This is a genomic window from Caenispirillum bisanense (genome assembly GCF_039523075.1).
Classification (GTDB): domain Bacteria; phylum Pseudomonadota; class Alphaproteobacteria; order Rhodospirillales; family Rhodospirillaceae; genus Caenispirillum; species Caenispirillum bisanense.
Window position 1 is genome coordinate 1 of sequence record NZ_BAAAEP010000008.1, and the last position, 20373, is coordinate 20373.

Annotated in this window: 18 protein-coding genes; 13 read left to right on the top strand and 5 right to left on the bottom strand. The window is 70.7% G+C overall.

Going from position 1 to position 20373, the window contains the following annotated elements; genetic code table 11:
• Positions 1-184 precede the first annotated feature (184 nt).
• Entirely contained in the window at positions 185-1882 is a 1698-nt protein-coding gene (locus ABD056_RS05710) for an XrtA system polysaccharide chain length determinant (protein WP_343865258.1), read from the bottom strand.
• Between the two features lie 268 nt (positions 1883-2150).
• On the opposite strand from ABD056_RS05710, the gene ABD056_RS05715 reads away from it, so the two are divergent.
• The 10 genes from ABD056_RS05715 (at position 2151) to ABD056_RS05760 (ending at position 12468) form a co-directional block, all read left to right on the top strand.
• The gene (locus ABD056_RS05715) at positions 2151-2771 is read left to right on the top strand and encodes an XrtA/PEP-CTERM system exopolysaccharide export protein (RefSeq protein WP_343865260.1); all 621 of its coding nucleotides are present in this window, start codon (positions 2151-2153) and stop codon (positions 2769-2771) included.
• Between the two features lie 102 nt (positions 2772-2873).
• Positions 2874-4373, top strand: a complete 1500-nt coding sequence (locus tag ABD056_RS05720; protein ID WP_343865262.1) for a TIGR03016 family PEP-CTERM system-associated outer membrane protein — start codon at positions 2874-2876, stop codon at positions 4371-4373.
• Between the two features lie 52 nt (positions 4374-4425).
• Entirely contained in the window at positions 4426-5490 is a 1065-nt protein-coding gene (locus ABD056_RS05725; RefSeq protein ID WP_343865264.1) for an XrtA/PEP-CTERM system-associated ATPase, read from the top strand.
• On the top strand, positions 5487-6446 hold the full coding sequence (locus ABD056_RS05730) for an XrtA system polysaccharide deacetylase (RefSeq protein WP_343865266.1): 960 nt from the start codon (positions 5487-5489) through the stop codon (positions 6444-6446). Before ABD056_RS05725 ends, ABD056_RS05730 begins: the two co-directional genes overlap by 4 nt.
• 37 nt (positions 6447-6483) lie before the next feature.
• The gene (locus tag ABD056_RS05735; RefSeq protein WP_343865268.1) at positions 6484-7524 is read left to right on the top strand and encodes a FemAB family XrtA/PEP-CTERM system-associated protein; all 1041 of its coding nucleotides are present in this window, start codon (positions 6484-6486) and stop codon (positions 7522-7524) included.
• 4 nt (positions 7525-7528) lie between these two features.
• Positions 7529-9121, top strand: a complete 1593-nt coding sequence (locus ABD056_RS05740; RefSeq protein ID WP_343865270.1) for an FAD-binding oxidoreductase — start codon at positions 7529-7531, stop codon at positions 9119-9121.
• A 201-nt stretch (positions 9122-9322) separates the two neighbouring features.
• Positions 9323-10129 (top strand): hypothetical protein, encoded by an 807-nt coding sequence (locus ABD056_RS05745; RefSeq protein WP_343865272.1) that lies wholly within the window; start codon positions 9323-9325, stop codon positions 10127-10129.
• A gap of 4 nt (positions 10130-10133) precedes the next feature.
• Positions 10134-10430: a PqqD family peptide modification chaperone gene (locus ABD056_RS05750; protein ID WP_343865274.1), complete on the top strand. Its 297-nt coding sequence runs from the start codon at positions 10134-10136 to the stop codon at positions 10428-10430.
• Positions 10427-11365: an HprK-related kinase A gene (locus tag ABD056_RS05755; protein WP_343865275.1), complete on the top strand. Its 939-nt coding sequence runs from the start codon at positions 10427-10429 to the stop codon at positions 11363-11365. Before ABD056_RS05750 ends, ABD056_RS05755 begins: the two co-directional genes overlap by 4 nt.
• The gene (locus ABD056_RS05760) at positions 11362-12468 is read left to right on the top strand and encodes a nucleotidyltransferase domain-containing protein (RefSeq protein ID WP_343865277.1); all 1107 of its coding nucleotides are present in this window, start codon (positions 11362-11364) and stop codon (positions 12466-12468) included. Before ABD056_RS05755 ends, ABD056_RS05760 begins: the two co-directional genes overlap by 4 nt.
• Positions 12469-12470: 2 nt before the next feature.
• Here ABD056_RS05760 and ABD056_RS05765 read toward each other — a convergent pair whose 3' ends face one another.
• The 3 genes from ABD056_RS05765 to ABD056_RS05775 all read right to left on the bottom strand — a co-directional run bounded on the left by ABD056_RS05765 (position 12471) and on the right by ABD056_RS05775 (position 14447).
• On the bottom strand, positions 12471-12857 hold the full coding sequence (locus ABD056_RS05765; protein ID WP_343865279.1) for a VanZ family protein: 387 nt from the start codon (positions 12855-12857) through the stop codon (positions 12471-12473).
• Positions 12857-13606, bottom strand: a complete 750-nt coding sequence (gene uppS / locus ABD056_RS05770; RefSeq protein ID WP_343865281.1) for a polyprenyl diphosphate synthase — start codon at positions 13604-13606, stop codon at positions 12857-12859. The genes ABD056_RS05765 and uppS overlap by 1 nt, the downstream gene beginning before the upstream one ends.
• A gap of 154 nt (positions 13607-13760) precedes the next feature.
• A complete protein-coding gene (locus ABD056_RS05775; RefSeq protein ID WP_343865283.1) occupies positions 13761-14447 on the bottom strand; it encodes a LuxR C-terminal-related transcriptional regulator in 687 nt (228 codons plus the stop codon).
• Between the two features lie 1111 nt (positions 14448-15558).
• Here ABD056_RS05775 and galE point away from each other — a divergent pair.
• The 3 genes from galE to ABD056_RS05790 all read left to right on the top strand — a co-directional run bounded on the left by galE (position 15559) and on the right by ABD056_RS05790 (position 19436).
• On the top strand, positions 15559-16563 hold the full coding sequence (gene galE / locus ABD056_RS05780) for a UDP-glucose 4-epimerase GalE (protein WP_343865285.1): 1005 nt from the start codon (positions 15559-15561) through the stop codon (positions 16561-16563).
• An 83-nt stretch (positions 16564-16646) separates the two neighbouring features.
• The gene (locus ABD056_RS05785) at positions 16647-18017 is read left to right on the top strand and encodes an MATE family efflux transporter (RefSeq protein ID WP_343865287.1); all 1371 of its coding nucleotides are present in this window, start codon (positions 16647-16649) and stop codon (positions 18015-18017) included.
• Positions 18018-18044: 27 nt separating this feature from the next.
• On the top strand, positions 18045-19436 hold the full coding sequence (locus ABD056_RS05790) for a sensor histidine kinase (protein ID WP_343865289.1): 1392 nt from the start codon (positions 18045-18047) through the stop codon (positions 19434-19436).
• Between the two features lie 181 nt (positions 19437-19617).
• On the opposite strand, the gene ABD056_RS05795 is transcribed toward ABD056_RS05790, so the two are convergent.
• Positions 19618-20367, bottom strand: coding sequence for an SDR family oxidoreductase (locus ABD056_RS05795; protein WP_343865291.1), 750 nt, complete (start codon positions 20365-20367; stop codon positions 19618-19620).
• Between the last annotated feature and the right edge of the window lie 6 nt (positions 20368-20373).

Sequence of the window (20373 nt, forward strand, 5' to 3'; positions counted from 1 at the left end):
CGGGCGCGGGCCGGCCGGCGGCGGCGGTGGCGGCGCCGAGCCGGACTCGCCGCCCAGGCGCTGGGCCGCACGCTCCACCAGCGAGGCACGCCGCGGCGGGCGATTGTCGCCGGGGCCCGAGGAGGTCGGTTCGATCAGAGAAGTCATGCCAATCCCCTGGAGGTCTGCGGCCTGGGCCGGGTGATCACTGGATGCGGTCGACAATGGTCTTCACCTTGCCGGCGACGCCTTCCTTGACGACGGTGGGCATGGCGTTGGGCAGGCCGACGCGCATTTCCACCACCATCAGGCCGACGAACACCGCGACCAGCGCCCCGGCGACACCGCCGAAGGAGCCCAGCCGCAACATGCGCTGGTGGGCCGTCTCGTGCCGCACCAGCGACACGCTGCCGAGCACCGGCAGCCCGACCACCTGGGCCAGGCGGGTGGTGCTGACGAAGTTGGACTGCAGGCTGGCCAGCAGCACCGCCAGACCAAGCGCCAGGCCAAGGCCGAGCACGAAGACCACGCCCAGCAGCATGGGGCGCTTGATGCCGGTCGGCAGCACCGGCACCTGCGGCGCGTCGATGACGCGGAACTGCACCTTGTCGGCGTTGACCTCGCGGCTTTCGGAAATGTTGGCGGTCTCGCGGCGCTTGAGGAATTCCTCGTAGCTGGCGCGGGCGATGCCGTAGTCGCGGTTCAGGCGGTCGAGCTGGGCCTGGATCTCCGGCATGCGGTTGACCTCGGCGCGCAGGGTCTCAAGCTCGCCGCGCTTGCGCTCCACGGCGCTGCGCAGGGCCGCCACCTGGGATTCCACATCCACCAGCGCCACCTTGACGCTGTGGTAGATCTGGTTGGGCACCCGGTTGCCGACCGGCGGCTCCATGGGACCGGCGGAGGCCGGCTGGATCTCGGGATCGTCGCCGCCGAGCGGGCCGCCACCGGCGGGGCCGGCAATGGCCGGACCGCCGCCGGCGACCGGCGGACCACCGGGGCCGCCGAGGGAGCGGGCCATCTCGGCCTGCACCGACTCCAGCAGCTGCTTGGTGGCCACCACGTCCGGGTGACGCTCGGTATAGCGCAGCAGCAGGTCGTCCAGGCGCTGCTGCAGCTCCAGCAGGCGCACTTCCGACATGGACGGCGGGCCGCCGGCGGTGCCGGCCACTTCCACCCACTGCGGCAGGTCGGCCAGCTGGCGCCGCATCTCGTTGGCGCGGGCGTCGGCCTCGGCCAGCTGGTTCTCCAGCGCCGACAGGTCGGCGCGGGTGCGGTTCATGTGGTCGACGAAGGTGGTGTTGCCGGGCAGGTAACCGAGGTTGTCCTGCTTGAAGGCGCTGAGGCGCGCCTCGGCATCCCGCATCTGGCGCTCGTAGTGGCGCACCTGGTCGTCGAGGAAGGCGCGGGCGCTGTCGAACTCGCGGCGCTTGGTGCCGGCGTTGCTCTCCATGTAGATGCTGAGCAGCGCCTGGACCACCTTGTAGGCGACCTGCGGGTTCCGGTCCTCATAGGAAATGGTGAAGATGTTGTTCTTGTCCGCCTGCAGCGAGATGTTCTTCTGCAGGCCGGCAATCAGCTTCGCCATGTCCTCGTCGGAGCGGGCGTTGAGGTCGAGGTCGGTCATGCGCGCCACCCGCTCCAGGTTGGAGCGGCTGGCCAGCGTGCGCTGCATCATGTCGACCTGCTGCATGGGGTCGACATCCACCGCCAGACCGCGCAGCAGGGGCCGCAGCAGGCTTTCGGTGTCGATGTGGACCTTCGACGACACCTTGTACTGATCGGGGATGAAGGCCACCGCCGCCCACCCGGCCGCGCACACCAGCCAGGCGACCCCCAGGATCTGCCAGCGCCGGCGCCATAGGGCCGGGATGTACCACATGAGCTGCGAGAGAGCGTCTTTCATTCGCGTCCCGTCCGGTTGGGGTTGCTCGGGTCAGAGGGCGCGCTCAGCCCCGTGGGGACGCGCATGGCGAAGGCGCCGATGGATCAGCGCGCCCCGGCGCTATGTAAAGCGCGCTGACACGGATCTGCCAATTCACCCGGCGGCGTAGTCCGGTCAACGCGGATGATCACCAATACTTTTAATCTGAGAGACTACGTCTTTCGGCTCCGGTTGCGCCCCATGAAATCGTCGTGGATAATGGCCGCGAAATTTACAACGGAACGGTGCGATGACACGACATTCCTCTATCTTCAAGGCCGCTGCGACCGCTCTTGTCCTGGCGGTTTCCGGCTGTTCGTCTTCCTATGTCGATGCGCCCGACGTTCCGCCCGCCACCGACCGGCCGACCTATGTGATCGGGCCTGGCGACGGGCTGCAGATCTTCGTGTGGCGGAACCCGGACCTTTCCACCTCGGTCCCGGTGCGCCCCGACGGCCGCATCTCCATCCCGCTGGTCTCGGAAATGACGGCGGCCGGCAAAACGCCGCCCGAACTGGCGGCCGACCTGGAAGAGGTGCTGGGAGAATACGTGCAGAGCCCGAGCGTGACGGTCATCGTCACCACCTTCAGCGGCCCGTTCGACCAGCAGGTGCGCATCGTCGGCGAGGCGACGCAGCCGCAGGCCCTGCCCTACCGCGACAAGATGACGGTGCTCGACGCCATGATCTCGGTCGGCGGGCTCACCGACTATGCCGCCGGAAATCGTGCCGTGCTGGTGCGCGAGATGCCGGGCGGCGGTCGCCAGCAATACCGGGTGCGAATCGACGATCTGCTTGAACGCGGCGACATATCGGCGAACGTCGACCTGCTGCCGGGTGACATAATCATCGTTCCCCAGAGCTGGTTCTGACAGTAGAGTGTCGACAGGTTCAAGACACTCGGGGGTTTCATTTATGACCGTGAGTCGTGATTGTGCCGTGCTTTGGCGCGGCCGGTCGGGGGGCTGCTGATCGTGGTCCGCACCTTCACCACCCTGCCGGCGGCCGCCACGGCCACATCGCTCACCGTTCTCGCCCTGGCGGCCGGCCTTCCCGTGCCGGCCGCGCAGGCGCAGGAAGTCCGCATCACCCCGTCCGCGTCCATTTCCGAGGAATGGACGGACAACGTCGGCGGCGTCGGCCGTGGCGGCGGCGGCGGCGGCTCGGACCTCATCACCACCCTGAATGCCGGCGCCGGCATCACCGTCGATGGTGCCCGCACCGACCTGAACGCCCGCTACCGCCTCAGCTACGACCAGTACATCTCCAACAATGAACTGAGCGGCATGCGGCACAATCTGGCCGGCAACGGGTCCTATGAACTGGTGGACGACCATCTGTTCATCGACGGCCGCACTACCATCAGCCAGCGCAACGTCGGCCTGGGCGCCCTGACGGCCAGCGAGCGCACGGCCTCCTCCGGCCAGACCGGCATCTGGACCTATGCCCTTGGCCCCACCTGGCGGCAGCGGTTCAGCGACTTTGCCGATGCGAGCCTCGGCTACCGCCTCAGCGGCTCCACCTTCTTTGCCGCCGATGTGGGCGACGCCGGCGATTCGTCGCGGCCGTCGGACAGCATCGGGCACGAGGTGAACGCCGGCCTGGCCAGCGGCGACACCTTCGGCCGGCTGAGCTGGAACCTCACCAGCCTGCTCGGCAACTACTACAACGACGGCGACCTCCGGCAGGAACGCCGCACCGTCGACCTGGGCACCGAGTACCGCATCAGCCCGGAAGTGGGCGTGATCCTGCGCGGCGGCTACGACGACATCCAGTTCTACGAGACCGAGGGCATCAGCCGCCGCGACGCCAACGAGGAGAACGTCAGCGCCCCCTTCTGGACCGTCGGCCTGCGCTACAACCCGTCGCCCAACCTCAACACCCGGGTGGAGGTCGGCCGCCGGTTCGAAGACCCCTACTACTCCGGCGAGATCGGCTGGGACATCACCTCGCGCACCAACCTGACCGCCAGCTACACCATGGACGTGGTGACGCAGCAGCAGGCGCTGATCGAAAGCCAGTGCGCCGACCCGGATGATCCGCTGTGCCTCCCCCTGGAGGAGGCCCTGACCAACGATTCGTTCCGCCGCAAGACTCTTTCGGTGAGGTTCACGCATCGGTACGAGCGCACCACCTACGGCCTGTCGGGCTCGTGGGTCGAGCGCGAGTTCAACCTGGACCGTGGAACCGATGACAGCACCCTGCAGTTCCTTGCGTCGGTCAACCACAACCTGACGCCCAGCACCAGCGGCGTCCTGCAGATCGGGTACACCCTGGGCGACACCACCACCTCGCGCACCGCCGCCGCCACCAGCGACGACGTGCAGAGCCTGCGGGGGAACGTGGGGGTCACCCACCAGTTCACGGAGAAGCTGACCGGCTCCCTCTCCTACAGCCACCTCCGGCGCGAGGAAGGGGACGACGACACCTCCAGCGAAAACTCCATCATCGCGAGGCTGTCGGCTACTTTCTGAACCCGACGCGCAGGACACCGGTCCACCCCCTCGACACGGAGAGGTGTTACCGATGTTCGTCGAGCATTATGGCCTGACCGGCCATCCGTTCCAGCTTACCCCGGACCCGAGCTTCTTCTTCGGCTCGACCGTCCACAACCGGGTCAAGAGCTATCTGACCTACGGCATCGCCCAGGGCGAGGGATTCGTCATCGTCACGGGCGATGTGGGGGCTGGCAAGACCACGCTGGTCGGCCATCTGCTGGCGACGCTTGATCCCGGCCGCTTCCGGTCGGCCAAGATCGTCACCTCGCAGCTTGGCGCCGACGACACCCTGCGCATGGTCGCCAACGCCTTCGGCATCGCCTACGAACGCGATGCCAGCAAGGCGGAACTGCTGACCATCATCGGCGACTTCCTGGCCGAGCGGCAGCACGCCGGCCAGCGCTGCCTGCTGGTCGCCGACGAATGCCAGAACCTGCCGTTCGATGCGCTGGAAGAACTGCGCATGCTGTCCAACCTGTCGGTGGACGGCGCCCCGGCGCTGCAGACCCTGCTGGTCGGGCAGCCGCAGTTCCGCACCACCCTCGCCAGCCCCAACCTGGAGCAGCTACGCCAGAGGGTCATCGCCTCCTGCCACTTGGGGCCAATCGAAGCGGGCGAGATTGAGGGTTACATTCTCTACCGTATGAAGGCCGTGGGCTGGGACGGTACGCCGGAGTTCGCCCCCGATGTCTTCGACGCCATCCACCGCCAGACCGGCGGCGTGCCGCGGCGGGTGAACGTGCTGTGTTCCCGCCTGCTGCTGTTCGGCTGCCTGGAGGACCGCCGCGTCCTGGATGCCCAGGCGGTGGACGAGGTGGCCGAGGACATGGAGGCGGAAGGCGAGTCGGTGCTCGACCGCGAGGGCGCGGCGCGGGCCCTGGTGCCGCGCAACGGCGCCCTGGCCGGTGCCGCCGGCGCCGGCCTCGCGCTGCCGTCGGACCTTGCCGCCCTGCTGGATTCCTTCGAGGACCGCCTGAGCGCCCTTGAGGAACGCGGCCGCCGCCACGACCGGGTGTTCCGCCGCACGCTGACCACCCTGTCGGAACACCTGGAAGATTTCATTGATGGCATGAGGCCCCGAACCCCGTCATGACCCACCTCGCCCGCACCGTCGCCGCCCCGGACTCCTCCCTCGCCGCCAAGGCCGACCGTCCGGGACGGCGGCGGGCGGGCGGCAATGGTGGTGGTGGCGGCCGACAGCCGACCGTCGTCAACGCCATGACCGTCGATGTGGAGGACTGGTTCCAGGTGCAGGCCTTCGCCGGCCGCATTGACCGCGCCACCTGGGACGGCCAGGAACGGCGGGTGGAGGCCAATACCCACCGCATGCTGGACCTGTTCGCCGACCATGGCGTAAAGGCCACCTTCTTCACCCTCGGCTGGGTGGCGGAGCGGGCGCCGGCGCTGGTCCGCCGCATCGTCGCCGAGGGCCATGAACTGGCCAGCCACGGCCTCAGCCACCGGCTGGTGCGCGAGCAGACGCCGCTGGAATTCCGCGCCGACGTCACCCGCGCCAAGGCGATCCTGGAGGATGTCGGCGGTGTTACGGTGCGCGGCTACCGCGCCGCCACCTTCTCGGTCGGCCTCGACACCCCCTGGGCGTGGGAGGAACTGGCGGCCGCCGGCTATGCCTATTCCTCCAGCATCAACCCCATCCGCCACGACCTCTACGGCATGCCCGATGCGCCCCGCTTCGCCCATCGGCCGCAGGCCGAGGTGCCGGTGGTGGAGGTGCCGATGACCACCGTCCGCCTGGGCGGACGCAACCTGCCGTGCGCCGGCGGCGGCTTCTTCCGCCTTCTGCCCTACGCCGTTTTCCGTGCCGGCGTGCGCCGGGTGAACCACCGCGACGGGCAGCCGGCCGTGTTCTACTGCCACCCGTGGGAGGTCGATCCCGGCCAGCCCCGCGTTTCCGGCCTGTCGCGCAAGTCGGCGTTCCGGCACTACCTCAACCTGTCGCGCACCGAAGGGCGGCTCGCCCGGCTGCTGCGCGACTTCGCGTGGGACCGCATGGATCGCGTCTACGCGGAGTGTGCCGCCCCCGCGTGACCGGCCGCCGGCCAGCCATCCACGGAGGAGCACCGCGATGCTGTCGTACACGGTCACGGAGCTGGCAGGGGATGCCCCTGCCGGGCCCTGGGACACGTTCGTCGCCGCCTGCCCGGACGCCACCTTCTTCCACCGCGCCGGCTGGCGCCGCGTCATCGAACGCAGCTTCGGCCAGCGCTGCCACTTCCTGCTGGCCGAGCGGGCCGGCGAGATCCGCGGCGTGCTGCCGCTGGTCCACGTCAAAAGCCGCCTGTTCGGCTCCCGCCTGGTCTCCACCGGCTGGTGTGTCGGCGGCGGCGCGGTGGTCAGCGAGGACGGCGGCATCGCCGCCATCGATGCCGCCGCCGAGGCGCTGCTGCGCAAGACCGGCGCCGCCTACATCGAAATCCGCGATCCCGCCCGCCCCCATGCCGCCTGGCCGCGGAAGGAGGGGCTCTACGCCACCTTCGACCGCCCCATCGAGGCCGACGAGGACGCCTGCCTCAAGCAGATCCCGCGCAAGCAGCGGGCGGTGGTGCGCAAGGCGCTGGAGAACCCGGCCCTGACCTGGCGCCGTGACGACGACGTCGACCTGTGCTGGCGGCTGTTCGCCATCGGCATGCGCAACCTCGGCACCCCGGTGTTCGGCCGCGGCTACTTCCGCGCCCTGAAGGACACCTTCGGCGCCGACTGCGACGTGCTGACGGTGTTCGACAACGGCCGCCCGGTCAGTTCGGTGCTCAACTTCTACCACGGCGACCGGGTGATGCCCTTCTACACCGGCGCCGACCCCGCCGCCCGCGGCACCGGCGCCGCCGACCTGATGTACTGGCGGCTGATGCGCGATGCCCGGTCGCGCGGCTACTCCATCTTCGACTTCGGCCGCAGCAAGGTCGGCACCGGCCCTTATGCGTTCAAGAAGAACTGGGGCTTCGAGCCGCGCCCGGTGATCCACGAGTTCCGCCTTGCCGACGGGGAGGCCATGCCCGACGTCAACCCCAACAACCCCAAGTACCAGCGCATGATCGCCGTGTGGAAGCGCCTGCCGCTGCCGGTCGCCAACCTGATCGGGCCGTGGATCGGCCGTCAGGTGGGCTGAGGCCATGGCACTGGACGATTTCGCCGCCGACCTGCGCGCCGCCCTCGAACCCGAGGCGGTGATCGCCGACGAGGCGGCGCTGGCCGCCTACCGCACCTCGGCCAGCGGCCATGCCCGCGCCGTGCCGCTGGCGGTGCGGCCGACCGGCACCGAGCAGGTGCAGGCGGTGGTGCGCGCCGCCGGCCGCCATGGCGTGCCGCTCTATTCCGTCAGCCGCGGCCGCAACTGGGGCCTCGGCTCCCGCCTGCCGGTGAACGAGGGCGGCGTGGTGCTCGACCTGTCGGGTATGGACCGCATCCTCGAACTCGACGACACCTTCGGCACCGCCACCATCGAACCGGGAGTGACCCAGGGGCAGCTGTCGCAGGCCCTGGCCGACGCCGGCAGCCGGTTCTTCCTCGACGTCACCGGCTCCGGCGCCGGCACGTCGGTGGTGGGCAACACGCTGGAGCGCGGCGTCGCCTACAACACCACCCGCGCCGACACCCTCATCGCCCTGGAGGTGGTGCTGGCCGACGGCGACATCCTGCGCACCGGCTTCGGCCACGACGGGCGCAGCCGGGTCGGCCGGCTGTTCCCCCATGGCATCGGGCCCGACCTGCGCGAGCTGTTCGTGCAGTCCAACCTGGGCATCGTCACCGCCGCCACCGTCGCCCTGCTGCGCCGGCCGGAGGCGCTGTCGACGCTGATCCTGTCGGTGCGCGACGAGGCCGCCCTGCCCGGCCTGTTCGACGCCATGCGCGAGCTGCGCCAGGAAGGGGCGCTGGAAAGCGTCGTCCATGTGGGCAACCGCCGCCGCAGCGAGATCACCCTGACGCCGCTGGTCCACCGCCAGCTTGCCCCGCTCGGCCTGCCGGCGACGCGGCAGGAGGCGCAGGCCATCGTCAACGGCCAGCTGCGCGGCCCGTGGAGCGCCATCGGCGCCATCATGGGCACCGCCGGCCATGTCGCCGCCGCCCGCCGCCACGTGCGCGCCCGGCTGGCCCCCTTCGGCCGCCTGCGCTTCATGACGCCGGGCCTGCGCCGCACCGCCAATTCCGTCGCCGCCGCCCTGCACCTGAAGCGCATGCAGGCCTTCCTGCGCGGCATCGAGCCGCTGATGGGCCTGACCGAGGGCATCCCCACCGATGCCGCCCTGCATTCCACCTGGTGGCCGGCGGGCGGCGACGAGCCGGCGGTGCTCGATCCCGACTCCGGCGAGGGCGGCATCGTCTTCGCCGCCCCCATCGTGCCGCTGCACGGCGAGGCGGTGGCCGCCATGCTGGCCGCGACTCGCGAGGTCGGCGAGGCGCACGGCTTCCAGCCGGCGGTCACCCTGAACCTGATGAGCGGCCGGACGTTGGAGGGCGTGGTGAGCATCGACTTCCGCCGCGCCGATCCGGCCGACGTGGCACGGGCCCATGCCTGTCTGCGGGCGCTCAACACCCGCTACCGCGACGACGGCTTTTCGCCCTACCGGATCGACATCGGCAACATGGACCTGATGATGGACGCGGGCGACCCGTTCTGGCGCACCGTGGCGCGCCTGAAGGACGCCCTCGACCCGCAGGGGATCATCGCCCCCGGCCGGTATGGGCCGGGCGGACAAAAGGTGTAAGGCGACAACCCGAACCGGCGGCGGCACCTCCCAACCCGTTAAGCCGGAAGCGTTCTTGGGTCTTGCGGCGGCTGCCGCTAGCCTTGTGGGCATCGAAGGGTGCGGTGGATTGTTGCGCGCCTGCCCTTCGCGCCCCGTCACGCGCCCAGCGCGGTCGAACCCGCGTCCGGACCTGCAACGATCACTTCTGATGGTGTGACCATGGACCTGAACGAGCAGCATCCGACCCCTGACGTGCCGCGCGGCGGACTTCCGGGGACCGATCCGAAAACGGAGAACCCCTATTCCGCCTCGCGCCGTGCCATGCTGCGGGCCGGCCTCATCGGCGTGCCGGTGGTGACGACCCTGATGGCCCGCCCGGCCTGGGCGCAGACGGTGTGCTTCTCGGTCGCCACGGCGGCCTCGGTGTCGGCCGCCGGCTTCCAGGGCTCGCCGTTCCAGCGGGCGATGGAAAAGGGCCAGACCGCCTGCGAGCCGGGCCCGCGCCCGGAGGACTGGCAGGCGGCCTACTACGCCGCCATCGAAACCTACCGCGCCGCCCGTCTGGAGCAGCTGCAGGCCGAGGCCCAGATGGCCGCCATCGTCAACGGCCAGGTGCCCGAGTCGGCCTATACCACCGCCTCCATGATGATGCCGACGCCGAGCGCCGAGGCCGGTGCGGTGCCGGAGGTGCACGTCACCCTCGCCAGCATGATCGCCGAGACCAACCGCCTCGACTACGTGCTGCCCGACGGCACCATGGTGTTCCTCGGCACCTTCCACCAGGCCTTCGGCCGCGGCCCGATCATCTTCTTCGACGAAATCCTGACCGAAGGCTATTCGAGCGAGCGGATCTATGCCGCGGCGTTCCTGAACGCCCTCAACAGGGAAATGGGCAGCCCCAACTTCCGCAACTATCCGCTGTCCATCGACGAGGTGCGGGCGTTCTATGCCGGCGACCCGGTCGGCGGCCGCCAGTGGAGCCCGTCGGAAGCCATCGGCTACCTCCTCACCACCCTGCGCGCCTGACGCCATGGTCGCCGACGACGCCGCCCTGCGACTGGCCGGCGACGACCAGATCGTCTGGCGGCGGTGGCAGCACGAGGTGATCGTCTACCACCTGGCCAGCGGCGCCATCCACCACCTGCAGGGGGTCGCGGCCGCCGTCTTCGCCGAACTGGCGGACGGCGGACCGCGACCGCCCTCCGGCCTCGCCCGCTGGCTGGCCGCCGAAACCGACCTGCCGGTGGCGCAGGTGGAAGGCCCCCTTGCCGTCTCGCTGGAGTCCCTGTCCCGGTGCCAGCTGATCGTTCCGCAGACCACACCGTGACCGTCGGCAGCCTGGACCCGCAGGCGCTGCGCCAGCGCCTGGCCGGGCCGGGCCTGCAGATCGACCTTGGCCCCATGGTGACGCGCGTGCGCTCCACCCTGCCCGAGTTCGCGGCCCTGTTCCCGCTGCTCTATGGCGACTGGCCGCTGGCGCCCGCCGACACCTTCACCGACTTCACCTGCGAACTGCGCCCCACCCTGTCGCTGCGGCACGCGCCGCACCGGCGGGTGCTGTGCCTGATCGACGGCCAGCCCGCCTTCGCGCCGCAGGGCCGCGGCATGTGCGGCCTGCTGTTCGAGTGGGCGCTGAACTGGAGCCTCGCCAACCACGGCCTCGGCCACCTGATGTTCCACGCCGCCGTGGTCGCCCATGGCGACGATGCCCTGATCCTGCCGGCCCCGTCCGGCTCGGGCAAGAGCACCCTGGCGGCCGCCCTGGTGGCAACCGGCCGCTGGCGCCTGCTGTCGGACGAATTCGCCGTGCTGGGGGTGGAGGACGGCCTGCTGCATCCCCTGCCCCGGCCGGTGAGCCTGAAGAACGACATGCCGCGCGCCATCGCCGCCCTGGCCCCCGACGCCCGCTTCGCCCCCACCGTGCCGACGGCGCACAAGGGGCCGATCACCCTCATGCGGCCGCCGGCGGCCAGCGTCGCCGCCCGCGCCCGCCCTGCCCGGCCGCGCTGGCTGGTCACCCCGCACTACACGCCGGAGGGCGACACCCTGCTGCACCCGCAGTCGCGCGGCCACGCCATGATGGGCATCCTGGAGCAGTGTTTCGAGTGGGGCCGACGCGGCCGCCGCGACTTTGATCTGGTCGCCGACCTTGTAGAGGCGGTGACGCCCCATACCCTCGCCCATGCCGACCTGGGCCGGGCGGTGGCGGTGCTCGACGGTCTCGCCTCCTCATCGGCAACGGCGGCGGAGGCGGCGGCATGAGCGACGTGCGCGCCCTCATCTGCGGCCTGCTGGCCCGGCCGCAGGAAACCGTCGGCCGCCTCTCCCTGGCCGAGTGGGAAGCGGTGATCCCCGCCGCCCGCGCCACCCGCCTGCTGCCGCGCGTCGGCCTGTGCCTGCAGGAAGCCGGCTGCCTTGAAGCCGTGCCGGCCGGGCCGCGCCGCCACCTGGATGCCGCCCTGCTGCTGGCCGCCCGCCACCGCATCGACGTGCTGGCGGAGGTGGAGCGCATGCTCGACGCCCTCGCCCCCACCGGCGTCACGCCCATGCTGCTGAAGGGCGCCGCCTATGCCGCTGGCGGCATGGCCTCGGCCGACGGGCGGCTGTTCGGCGACATCGACCTGCTGGTGCCGCGCGACCGCCTGGGCGAGGTGGAACAGGCCCTGCGCGCCGGCGGCTGGGTGGCGAGCCACCTCGACCCCTACGATTTCCTCTATTATCACCGCTGGATGCACCAGCTGCCGCCGCTGGTCCACGCCAGCCGCGAGTCGGTGCTCGACGTCCATCACACCCTGTCGCCGCCGGTGTCGCGCCTGAAGGTGGACGAAGGCATGGTGCTGGCCGCCGGCCGCACGGTGCTCGGCGGCCGGGCGCTGGTGCCGATGCCGGCCGACATGGTGCTGCACAGCGCCGCCCACCTGTTCACCGACACCGAGTTCCCCAACGGCCTGCGCGACCTGTCGGACATGGACCGGCTGATGCGCAGCTTCGGCCACGATCCGGCATGGTGGGAACTGCTGGCGCTGCGGGCCCGTCACCTCGGCCTCAGCGTGCCGCTGCTGATGGCCTTCGGCCACTGCCGGCGGCTGTTCGGGACGCCGGTGCCGGAGTATGTGGTCGCCCGCACCGCCAAGGATGCCGGCCGTCGCCGCCGCACCGTCACCGACGTGCTGTTCGACCATGCCCTGCGGCCCGCCCTGCCCGGCTGCCGCACCGCCTTCAGCGGCTCGGCGGAAACGCTGCTGCTGCTGCGCGGCCATCTGCTGCGCATGCCGCCGGCGCTGCTGGTGCCGCATCTGGCGCGCAAGGGCCTGCGCTCTGTCACCGGCTGGCTGCGGCCGGAGCCGCCGGGCCGCACCGCCTGATCTCAGCCGCCGCGCGCGGTGCCCAGCACCCGCCGCGCCGCCAGCGCCCCGACGACGATCCCCGCCAGGTTGGCCAGGGCATCGGCCACCGAGGCGGTGCGGCCGGGAATGGTGCCCTGCATCACCTCGATCACCACCCCGAACAGAAACAGCGCCGCCCCGCCGCCCCACTGCCAGCGGCGGCCGTGCGGCGCCATGGCCGTCACCAGCGCCATGAAGCCGGCGTAGACGATGGCGTGAACCAGCTTGTCCCACGGATGGTCCGGCGTGCGCAGGCTCCACCAGCCGGACGCGGCGACGGCCGGCGACGCTTCGCCGCCGGCCGTCAGGGAAAGCCACGCCACGCCCGCCAGCCCCGCCAGCAGGGCAAGGGCGGCAGCGGTCCGCATCACGATGTCAGCACCGCGCCGAAGCGGCGTTCGCGGCGGCCGAACTGGGCGACGCAGTGCTCCAGCTCGGCGCGGTCGAAGGCCGGCCACAGGGTGTCGCGGAAGACGAACTCGGCATAGGCGCACTGCCACAGCAGGAAATTGCTGACCCGCTGCTCGCCGCCGGTGCGGATGAGCAGGTCGGGGTCGGGCATGGTGCCGGTCCACAGGGCGGCGGCCACACGGTCCTCGTCGATGTCCTCCGGCGCCAGGGTGCCTGCCGCCGCCTGGCGGGCGAGGCCCTGCATCGCCTGCACGATGTCGCGGCTGCCGCCGTAATCCACGGCGACGGCCACATGCAGGCCCTCGTTGCCGGCCGTATCCGCCTCCGCCCGCGCCATCAGGTCGACGATGTCGGCCGGCAGGCGGTCGCGGCCGCCGAGGAAGCTGAGCCGCACGCCGCGCCCGGCCAGTTCCTGCACCTCGCTTTCCAGGTGGCTGCGCAGCAGGGTCATCAGCACCGACACTTCCGCCCGCGGGCGGCGCCAGTTCTCGGTGGAGAAGGCGAACAGCGTCAGGTGGGTGATGCCGAGGTCAGGCGCGGTGCGGATGATTTCCTTGGCGCTTTCGACCCCGCGCACATGGCCGGCGGTGCGCGGCAGGCTGCGGGCGGTCGCCCAGCGGCCGTTGCCGTCCATGATGACGGCAACGTGGAACGGCCGCCGGGACGCCGGCGGCGCGGGCACGGGGCCCGGATGGCGGTGAAGCATGAAGGTGTCTCCTGTCCCCCCTTGCGCGGACCGTCGCGCCGCCTCCGCCCCCGCGGATGACGACGCCGTCCGCCGAAACGCCGACGGGCATCGCCGCGCCCTTGGGTGGGAGCGGCGATGCCCGCCGGTCGCTGCGGTCGCCTGGCGACAGACGTCAGGCCGGAGCGCCGGCCGCGGCCGCGGCGCCCGTGCTGGCGAAGCCGTGATGCAGCGCCCAGATGGCCGCCTGGGTGCGGTTGGCGGCGTTGATCTTCTTGAGCAGGCTGCGCAGGTGAACCTTCACCGTCGCCTCGGTGATGCTCAGGCGGCGGGCGATGACCTTGTTGGGCTCGCCGGCCACCAGCAGGTGGAGGATGTCCATCTCGCGGGCGGTGAGGTTGTACTGTTCCTGGCTGCCCGGCATCATGACCATCGACTGCGCACCGCCGCGCAGCAGGCGGGCCACCAGGTTAGCGGGGTACACCCGTTCACCTTCGGCGATCAGCGCCAGCGACTGCAGCAGCACGTTGGGCTTCATGGTCTTGATGAGGAAGCCGTCGATGTCCTGCATCAGGCAGTCCGTCATCAGCATCGGGCACTGCTGGCCGACCAGGGCGACGATGCGGGCTTCCGGCACCGCCTCGCGGATGGCGTGGAAGGCTTCCGGCACCGCCTCGGCGCCGACCGGCAGCTCGACGATCACCAGATCCGGCTTCTCGGCCTGCAGATAAGCCAGAGCATCCTCGGGCTTCTCGGACTCGAAACCGATGTCGAAACGGCTGTCGCGGAGGATGCTCTTAAGTCCTTCGCGGAAGAAGGAATTGCTTTCAACGATTACAGTTTTGATCGTGTCTTTTTCCATCGTGACCCCCAAAGTCAGAAAAGGATTATCCCCAAGTCGCGATTTATGTCTCAAGGTTCCCGACTGGCCGAATGTTATGGAACATCCGGCAAAAGGGAACAGGCATTCTTGTGTCTTATCTGTGTCCTCAAACGGCTTACCGTTCGCAACACGGACACAGGAAACATCCGCTAGGAACCAACCCTTCTGGCTGATCCCGGAACCCGGGAGGGACGCTTCCAGTGGTGGCACGGTGACCTGCGGCTTCCCCGAATGATCTGCCGCCGGCCGGCCCTGCCGATGTGCCTTCCTGCAGTCGCCGACCACGCCCGATGAGTCGGGGCTTCTCCGGCCGGTCGTCCTGCATGTCGGTTGACACACGACGCAGGGAACGCCCGAAGCCTGTGCCGTGGCAATTTTCACAAGATCATTCACACCCCAAATCCTGTCGACAGTCGCCGCGACACCGCCGCCAAGCCTTACTCAGCACCTCAACTATTATGCGTCCACAGCGCACCCGCCGTCGGAGCGGCCGATATTCCTTTCGGCATGACTACCCTAGACCAAGGTCTTATATCCCGCAACCCTCGACATATCCATGTGGCGACCCCGCGCTTACGACCCGCATCAAAAGGTCGCACTGGCACCAACTGGTTCATACTGCTGTCATGTGGATCAGCTGCGCCAGAACCGCCCCCGGAGGCGGTCCGGCCGAGGGGAGAAGCTTCCCCACCCTCGGGAGGGCTGGTCTACGCCCCTTGCGCGGTGGCGCGGGATGGCCGCCGCGCCCTACGATCATCCCCAGGGCCCCATAGCCCTGCGCCCGTCGCGGTGGAGTCTTTCCCCCTCACCATTCCCCCCTGCGACACCGCGACGGGCGCCCCCCCTCTCCTCTCCTCCTCGCCCGCTCCGCCGCCGCCCGCGACCCTCGCCGGCGGCGTTTTCGTGCCGGCATGGCGGGCGCTACGCCGGTTGTGCGGCGGCGCCAACTTTCGGCGGCAGCCGTTTCCGCCGCCCGTTCTAGCCGCCCGGCGAATAGGAAAGCCTGCCCGCCGCCCGGAAACTTTCCCGACACCCGCCCGCCCGCCGCCCGAGGCGTCGGCGGAGCTTCACCGGAGGGAAAGGAAACACCGTGTCGCACAGCAAACCCGCCGTGCTGGTCACCGGCTGCGCCGGCTACATCGGCTCCCATGCCGTGCTGGCCCTGCAGGACGCCGGCTGGCAGCCCATCGGCCTCGACAACCTGAGCAACGGCAGCCGCGAGGCGGTGCCGGCCGGGGTGCCGTTCCATGTGGCCGATGCCGGCGACACCGCCGAGGTGCAGGCCATCCTGGAGCGCCACCGCGTTCAGGCGGTGCTGCATTTCGCCGGCTCCACCAGCGTGCCGGAGAGCATGGAAAAGCCGCTGCTCTACTATCACAACAACACCACCGTCTCGCGCTGCCTGATCGAGGCCTGCGCCGCCGCCGGCGTGGCGCACTTCGTGTTTTCCTCCACCGCCGCCGTCTACGGCGAGCCCGGCATCGTGCAGGTGGATGAAAGCGTGCCGCCCAACCCCATCAGCCCCTACGGCCAGTCCAAGCTGATGGTGGAGCGCATCCTGGCCGACAGCGCCGGGCCGGCGGGCATGACCTATGCCGCCCTGCGCTACTTCAACGTGGCCGGCGCCGATCCGCAGGGGCGCACCGGCCAGCGCAACCCGCGCGCCTGCCATCTCATCAAGGTGGCGTGCGAGGCGGTGCTCGGCCTGCGCGACGGGCTCGACATCTTCGGCACCGACTACGACACCCGCGACGGCACCGGCGTGCGCGACTTCATCCACGTCACCGATCTGGTCGACGCCCATGTGCTGGCGCTCGACTACCTGTTCGCCGGCGGCGCCAGCACGGTGATGAACTGCGGCTACGGCCGCGGCTACACGGTGCGCGAGGTGGCCGACGCCATCGCCCGCGTCGCCGGCCGCCCGCTGACGGTGCGGGAGAAGCCGCGCCGGGCCGGCGACATCGGCGCCCTCATCGCCGAGTCGTCGCGCCTCAAGCAGACCCTCGCCTGGCAGCCCCGGCACGACGACCTCGACACCGTGCTGCGCCACACCCTGGCCTGGGAGCGCCGTTTGACCCTGCAGGCGGCGTCCTGAGCCACCTTCTCCTCCTGCCGGTTTGACAAGCGGGGACGCGCCGGGATACGCCGGGCGTCCCCGCAAGTGTGCAAGAGGTCGCCGTGCCGTCCGCTGCCTGGCGCGGTGAACTGAAGGAAACCCTTCGTCTCGGGCTGCCGCTGGCGCTGACGCAGCTGGCGCAGATCGGCCTGGAGACCACCGACGTCATGATGATGGGTCACCTGGGACCGGAGGCGCTGGCCGCCGGCTCCCTCGGGCTCAACCTGTTCCTGGCCGTGCTGCTGTTCGGCATCGGCGTCACCGCCGCGACCTCGCCGCTGATCGCCCAGGCGCTCGGCCGGCGCAACGCGCGCGATGCCCGTCGGGCCTATCGCCAGGGCCTGTGGATGGCGGCGGTGATCGGCGTGCCCGGCATGGCGGTGCTGTGGAATGCTGAGTCCATCCTGCTCGCCCTCGGCCAGCCGCCGCAGGCGTCGGCGGACGCCGGCATCTACCTGTTCTGGGCCAGCTGGGCGCTGGTGCCGGCGCTGATGTTCATGGTCAGCCGCGCCCTGCTGGCGGCCTTCACCCTCACCCGCGTGGTGCTGGGGCTGAGCATCGCCGCCATCGGCGTCAACGCGACCCTGAACTATGCCCTGATGTTCGGCAACTGGGGCTTCCCGGCGCTGGGGCTGGCGGGGGCGGGCATCGCCACCTCGATCGTGGCGACCCTGCAGGCGGCGGCGCTGTTCCTCTATGTCACCCGCGCCCGGCGGGTGCGGCGGCTGCATGTGCTGGCGCGGCTGTGGCGGCCGGACTGGCCGACCTTCGGCGCCATCCTGCGCATCGGCCTGCCCATCGGCCTGACCATGGTCATGGAGATGGGCATGTTCGCCGCCGCCGTGTTCCTGATGGGGTTGATCTCGCTGGACGCCCTGGCCGCCAACCAGATCGCCATCCAGATCGCCTCCATCACCTTCATGGTGCCCATGGGGCTGTCGCAGGCGGCGACGGTGCGGGTCGGGCTGGCGGTGGGGCGCGGCGATCCGGCCGGCGCCCTGCGCGCCTGGCAGGCGGCGCTGGCCGGCGGCCTTGCCTTCATGTCGCTGGCGGCGCTGACCTTCTGGTTCGCGCCGCTGTGGCTGGTGGTGCTGTACCTGGGCTGGGAAGCGGCGGACCAGCCGGTGGCCGGGCTGGCGGTGGCATTCCTGGCGGTGGCGGCCGGCTTCCAGCTGGCCGACGCGACGCAGGTGATTTCCTCCGGCGCCCTGCGCGGCCTGAAGGACACCCGCGGCCCCATGGTCATCGCCGCCACCGGCTTCTGGGTGATCGGCGTGCCGCTGGGCGCGCTGCTGGCCTTCGGGGTCGGACTGGGCGGCGTCGGCATCTGGTGGGGCCTGCTGGCCGGGCTGGTGACGGCGGCGGTGCTGCTGTCGCTGCGCTTCCTGGACCGGGTGCGACGACTGAAGTACACTGACAGCCGTCAGGGTTAACCGCTCCAGCTCGTCAGGGGAAGGCCGATGCAGGAGGAGGAAGCGCCGCTGCACGGCCCGCGCTCCCGCCGGCCGCTGCTGTCGCCGGTGCGCATCGCTGCGGTCTACGTGACCCTGGCGGCGCTGTGGATCGTGTTCTCCGACCGCGTGCTGCACGCCGTGTTCCCGGATGCGGCGGCGCTGGCGCAGGCCCAGACGGTGAAGGGGCTGGCCTTCATCACCATCACCGGGCTGGTGATCTGGGCCCTGTCCCGCCACATGGCGCGGCAGATGGAGGGCATCCGCCGTGCCCAGATGGACGCCCTGGCCGAGCGCGAGGAACGCTTCCGCGCCGCCTTCGAGCAGGCGGCCGTCGGCATGGCCCTGGTGACGCCGGAGGGCTCCTTCCGCCGCGTCAACGACCGCTACGGCCAGCTGGCCGGCCGCAGTGCCGCCGAACTGGCGACGCTGTCGTGGGCCGACGTGGTCCACGCCGACGACCTGCCGCCGCTGCTGGAGGCCGCCGCCGCCGTCGCCACCGGCGCCCGCCCCCATGCCCAGGTGGAGGTCCGCTACCTGCTGCCCGACGGCACCCCCGTGTGGGGCCGCACCACCCTGTCGCCGGTACACCGCAACAGCCACGTCCGCCTGATCGCCGCCCTGTGCGAGGACATCACCGCCCGCAAGCGCATGGAACAGGACCTGGTGCACACGGTGGAGGAACTGACCCGCTCCAACACCGAGCTGGAGCGATTCGCCCATCTCGCCTCCCACGACCTGAAGGAACCGACCCGCACCCAGGTCTCCTTCGCGCAGCTGCTGGAGCGGCACCTGGGCGACCGGCTGGACGCCGACACCCGCGTCTACCTCACCCACATCGTCACCGGCGCCCGCCGCATGCGGCAGATCGTCGACGACCTGATGCTCTACGCCAGCGCCGACACCCGGCAGGAGCCCTTTCGCAGCGTCGACCTCAACCGGGCGCTGACCGTCGCCCTGGAGTCCCTGCACGCCAGCATCGAGTCGCAGGACGCCGTGGTGACGGTGGAGGCGCCGCTGCCGACGGTGAGCGGCCTGGATGCCCAGATCGTCCAGCTGTTCCGGGCCATCCTGGGCAACGCGCTGAAGTTCCGCCACCCCGACCGGCCGCCGCGCATCACCGTCACCGCCGCGCCCGACGGCGAGATGTGGCGGGTGACCATCGCCGACAACGGCCTCGGCTTCGACCAGGAGCGGGCGGAGGAAGCCTTCCAGATGTTCCGCCGCCTGCACGGGCCGGGGGTGACGCCGGGCTCCGGCATCGGCCTGTCGCTGGCCCGCCGCATCGTCGAACGCCACGGCGGCCGCATCGGCCTCGCCACCCGCCGCGACGCCGGCACCACCGTCTGCTTCACCCTGCCCATGGTAACGAGCCAGAGCGATGCCCGCGCCGCGCAATGACGCCGGCCTGTGCGAAGGGATGAAATCGCCCTTAATATGGAGAGCAGAAGAAGGCGGTTATCTGGTCAACTGGCTGCACCAGCTGCGCCAATGGGTGAAGCAGGCCACCTGATCCGGTTGCCGTGACCGATGGAAAAGGCGATGTCCGTGCGGGCATCGCCTTTTTTCATGGCCGCCGCCCCTACCGTCCGCCGGCAATGTCGATGAGGGCGCCGGTGGTGTAGGAGGCGCCGTCGCCCAGCAGCCACAGGATGCCGTCGGCCACTTCCTCCGCCCGTCCGGCGCGGCCGAGCGGCGTGCCGGCGCCGAGGCGATGGGCGCGGTCGGGCTGGCCGCCGCTGGCGTGGATGTCGGTGTCGATCAGCCCCGGCCGCACCGCATTCACCCGCACGCCATGGGGCCCGAGTTCGCGCGCCAGCCCGCGGGTGAGCGAGTCGACGGCGCCCTTGGTGCCGGCATAGTCGACGTATTCGTTGGCGGCGCCCAGGGTGGCGGCGATGGACGACAGGAAGACGATGCTGCCGCCCCGGCCGCCGCGGTCGGTGCACAGCCGCCGCGCCGCCTCCCGCCCGCACAGGTAGGCGCCGAGCACGTTGACGTCGATCATGCGGCGCAGGCGGTCGAGGTCCATGTCGGCCAGCGGCTTCGGCGGCGCCACGATGCCGGCGTTGACCACCACCCCGTCCAGCGGCCCCAAGGCGGCCTCGGCGCCGTCGAACAGCGCCAGCACGTCGGCTTCCACGGCGACATCGCCGCGCACCGCCACCGCCCGGCCGCCGGCGGCCTGGACGGCGGCCACCGTCTCTTCCGCCGCCGCCTGGTTGCCGGCATAACCCACCGCCACCGCCCAGCCGAGCCGCCCGGCGCCGATGGCGACGGCGCGGCCGATGCCGCGGCTGCCGCCGGTGACGAGGATGGTCTTCGCTGTCATGACGCC

What these genes read in the sequence shown, in the direction of transcription:
- ABD056_RS05710 (WP_343865258.1), bottom strand. Translation starts at nt 1,882, where the DNA reads ATGAAAGACGCTCTCTCGCAGCTCATGTGGTACATCCCGGCCCTATGG.
- ABD056_RS05715 (WP_343865260.1), top strand. Translation starts at nt 2,151, where the DNA reads ATGACACGACATTCCTCTATCTTCAAGGCCGCTGCGACCGCTCTTGTC.
- ABD056_RS05725 (WP_343865264.1), top strand. Translation starts at nt 4,426, where the DNA reads ATGTTCGTCGAGCATTATGGCCTGACCGGCCATCCGTTCCAGCTTACC.
- ABD056_RS05730 (WP_343865266.1), top strand. Translation starts at nt 5,487, where the DNA reads ATGACCCACCTCGCCCGCACCGTCGCCGCCCCGGACTCCTCCCTCGCC.
- ABD056_RS05735 (WP_343865268.1), top strand. Translation starts at nt 6,484, where the DNA reads ATGCTGTCGTACACGGTCACGGAGCTGGCAGGGGATGCCCCTGCCGGG.
- ABD056_RS05740 (WP_343865270.1), top strand. Translation starts at nt 7,529, where the DNA reads ATGGCACTGGACGATTTCGCCGCCGACCTGCGCGCCGCCCTCGAACCC.
- ABD056_RS05745 (WP_343865272.1), top strand. Translation starts at nt 9,323, where the DNA reads ATGGACCTGAACGAGCAGCATCCGACCCCTGACGTGCCGCGCGGCGGA.
- ABD056_RS05750 (WP_343865274.1), top strand. Translation starts at nt 10,134, where the DNA reads ATGGTCGCCGACGACGCCGCCCTGCGACTGGCCGGCGACGACCAGATC.
- ABD056_RS05760 (WP_343865277.1), top strand. Translation starts at nt 11,362, where the DNA reads ATGAGCGACGTGCGCGCCCTCATCTGCGGCCTGCTGGCCCGGCCGCAG.
- ABD056_RS05765 (WP_343865279.1), bottom strand. Translation starts at nt 12,857, where the DNA reads ATGCGGACCGCTGCCGCCCTTGCCCTGCTGGCGGGGCTGGCGGGCGTG.
- uppS (WP_343865281.1), bottom strand. Translation starts at nt 13,606, where the DNA reads ATGCTTCACCGCCATCCGGGCCCCGTGCCCGCGCCGCCGGCGTCCCGG.
- ABD056_RS05775 (WP_343865283.1), bottom strand. Translation starts at nt 14,447, where the DNA reads ATGGAAAAAGACACGATCAAAACTGTAATCGTTGAAAGCAATTCCTTC.
- ABD056_RS05790 (WP_343865289.1), top strand. Translation starts at nt 18,045, where the DNA reads ATGCAGGAGGAGGAAGCGCCGCTGCACGGCCCGCGCTCCCGCCGGCCG.
- ABD056_RS05795 (WP_343865291.1), bottom strand. Translation starts at nt 20,367, where the DNA reads ATGACAGCGAAGACCATCCTCGTCACCGGCGGCAGCCGCGGCATCGGC.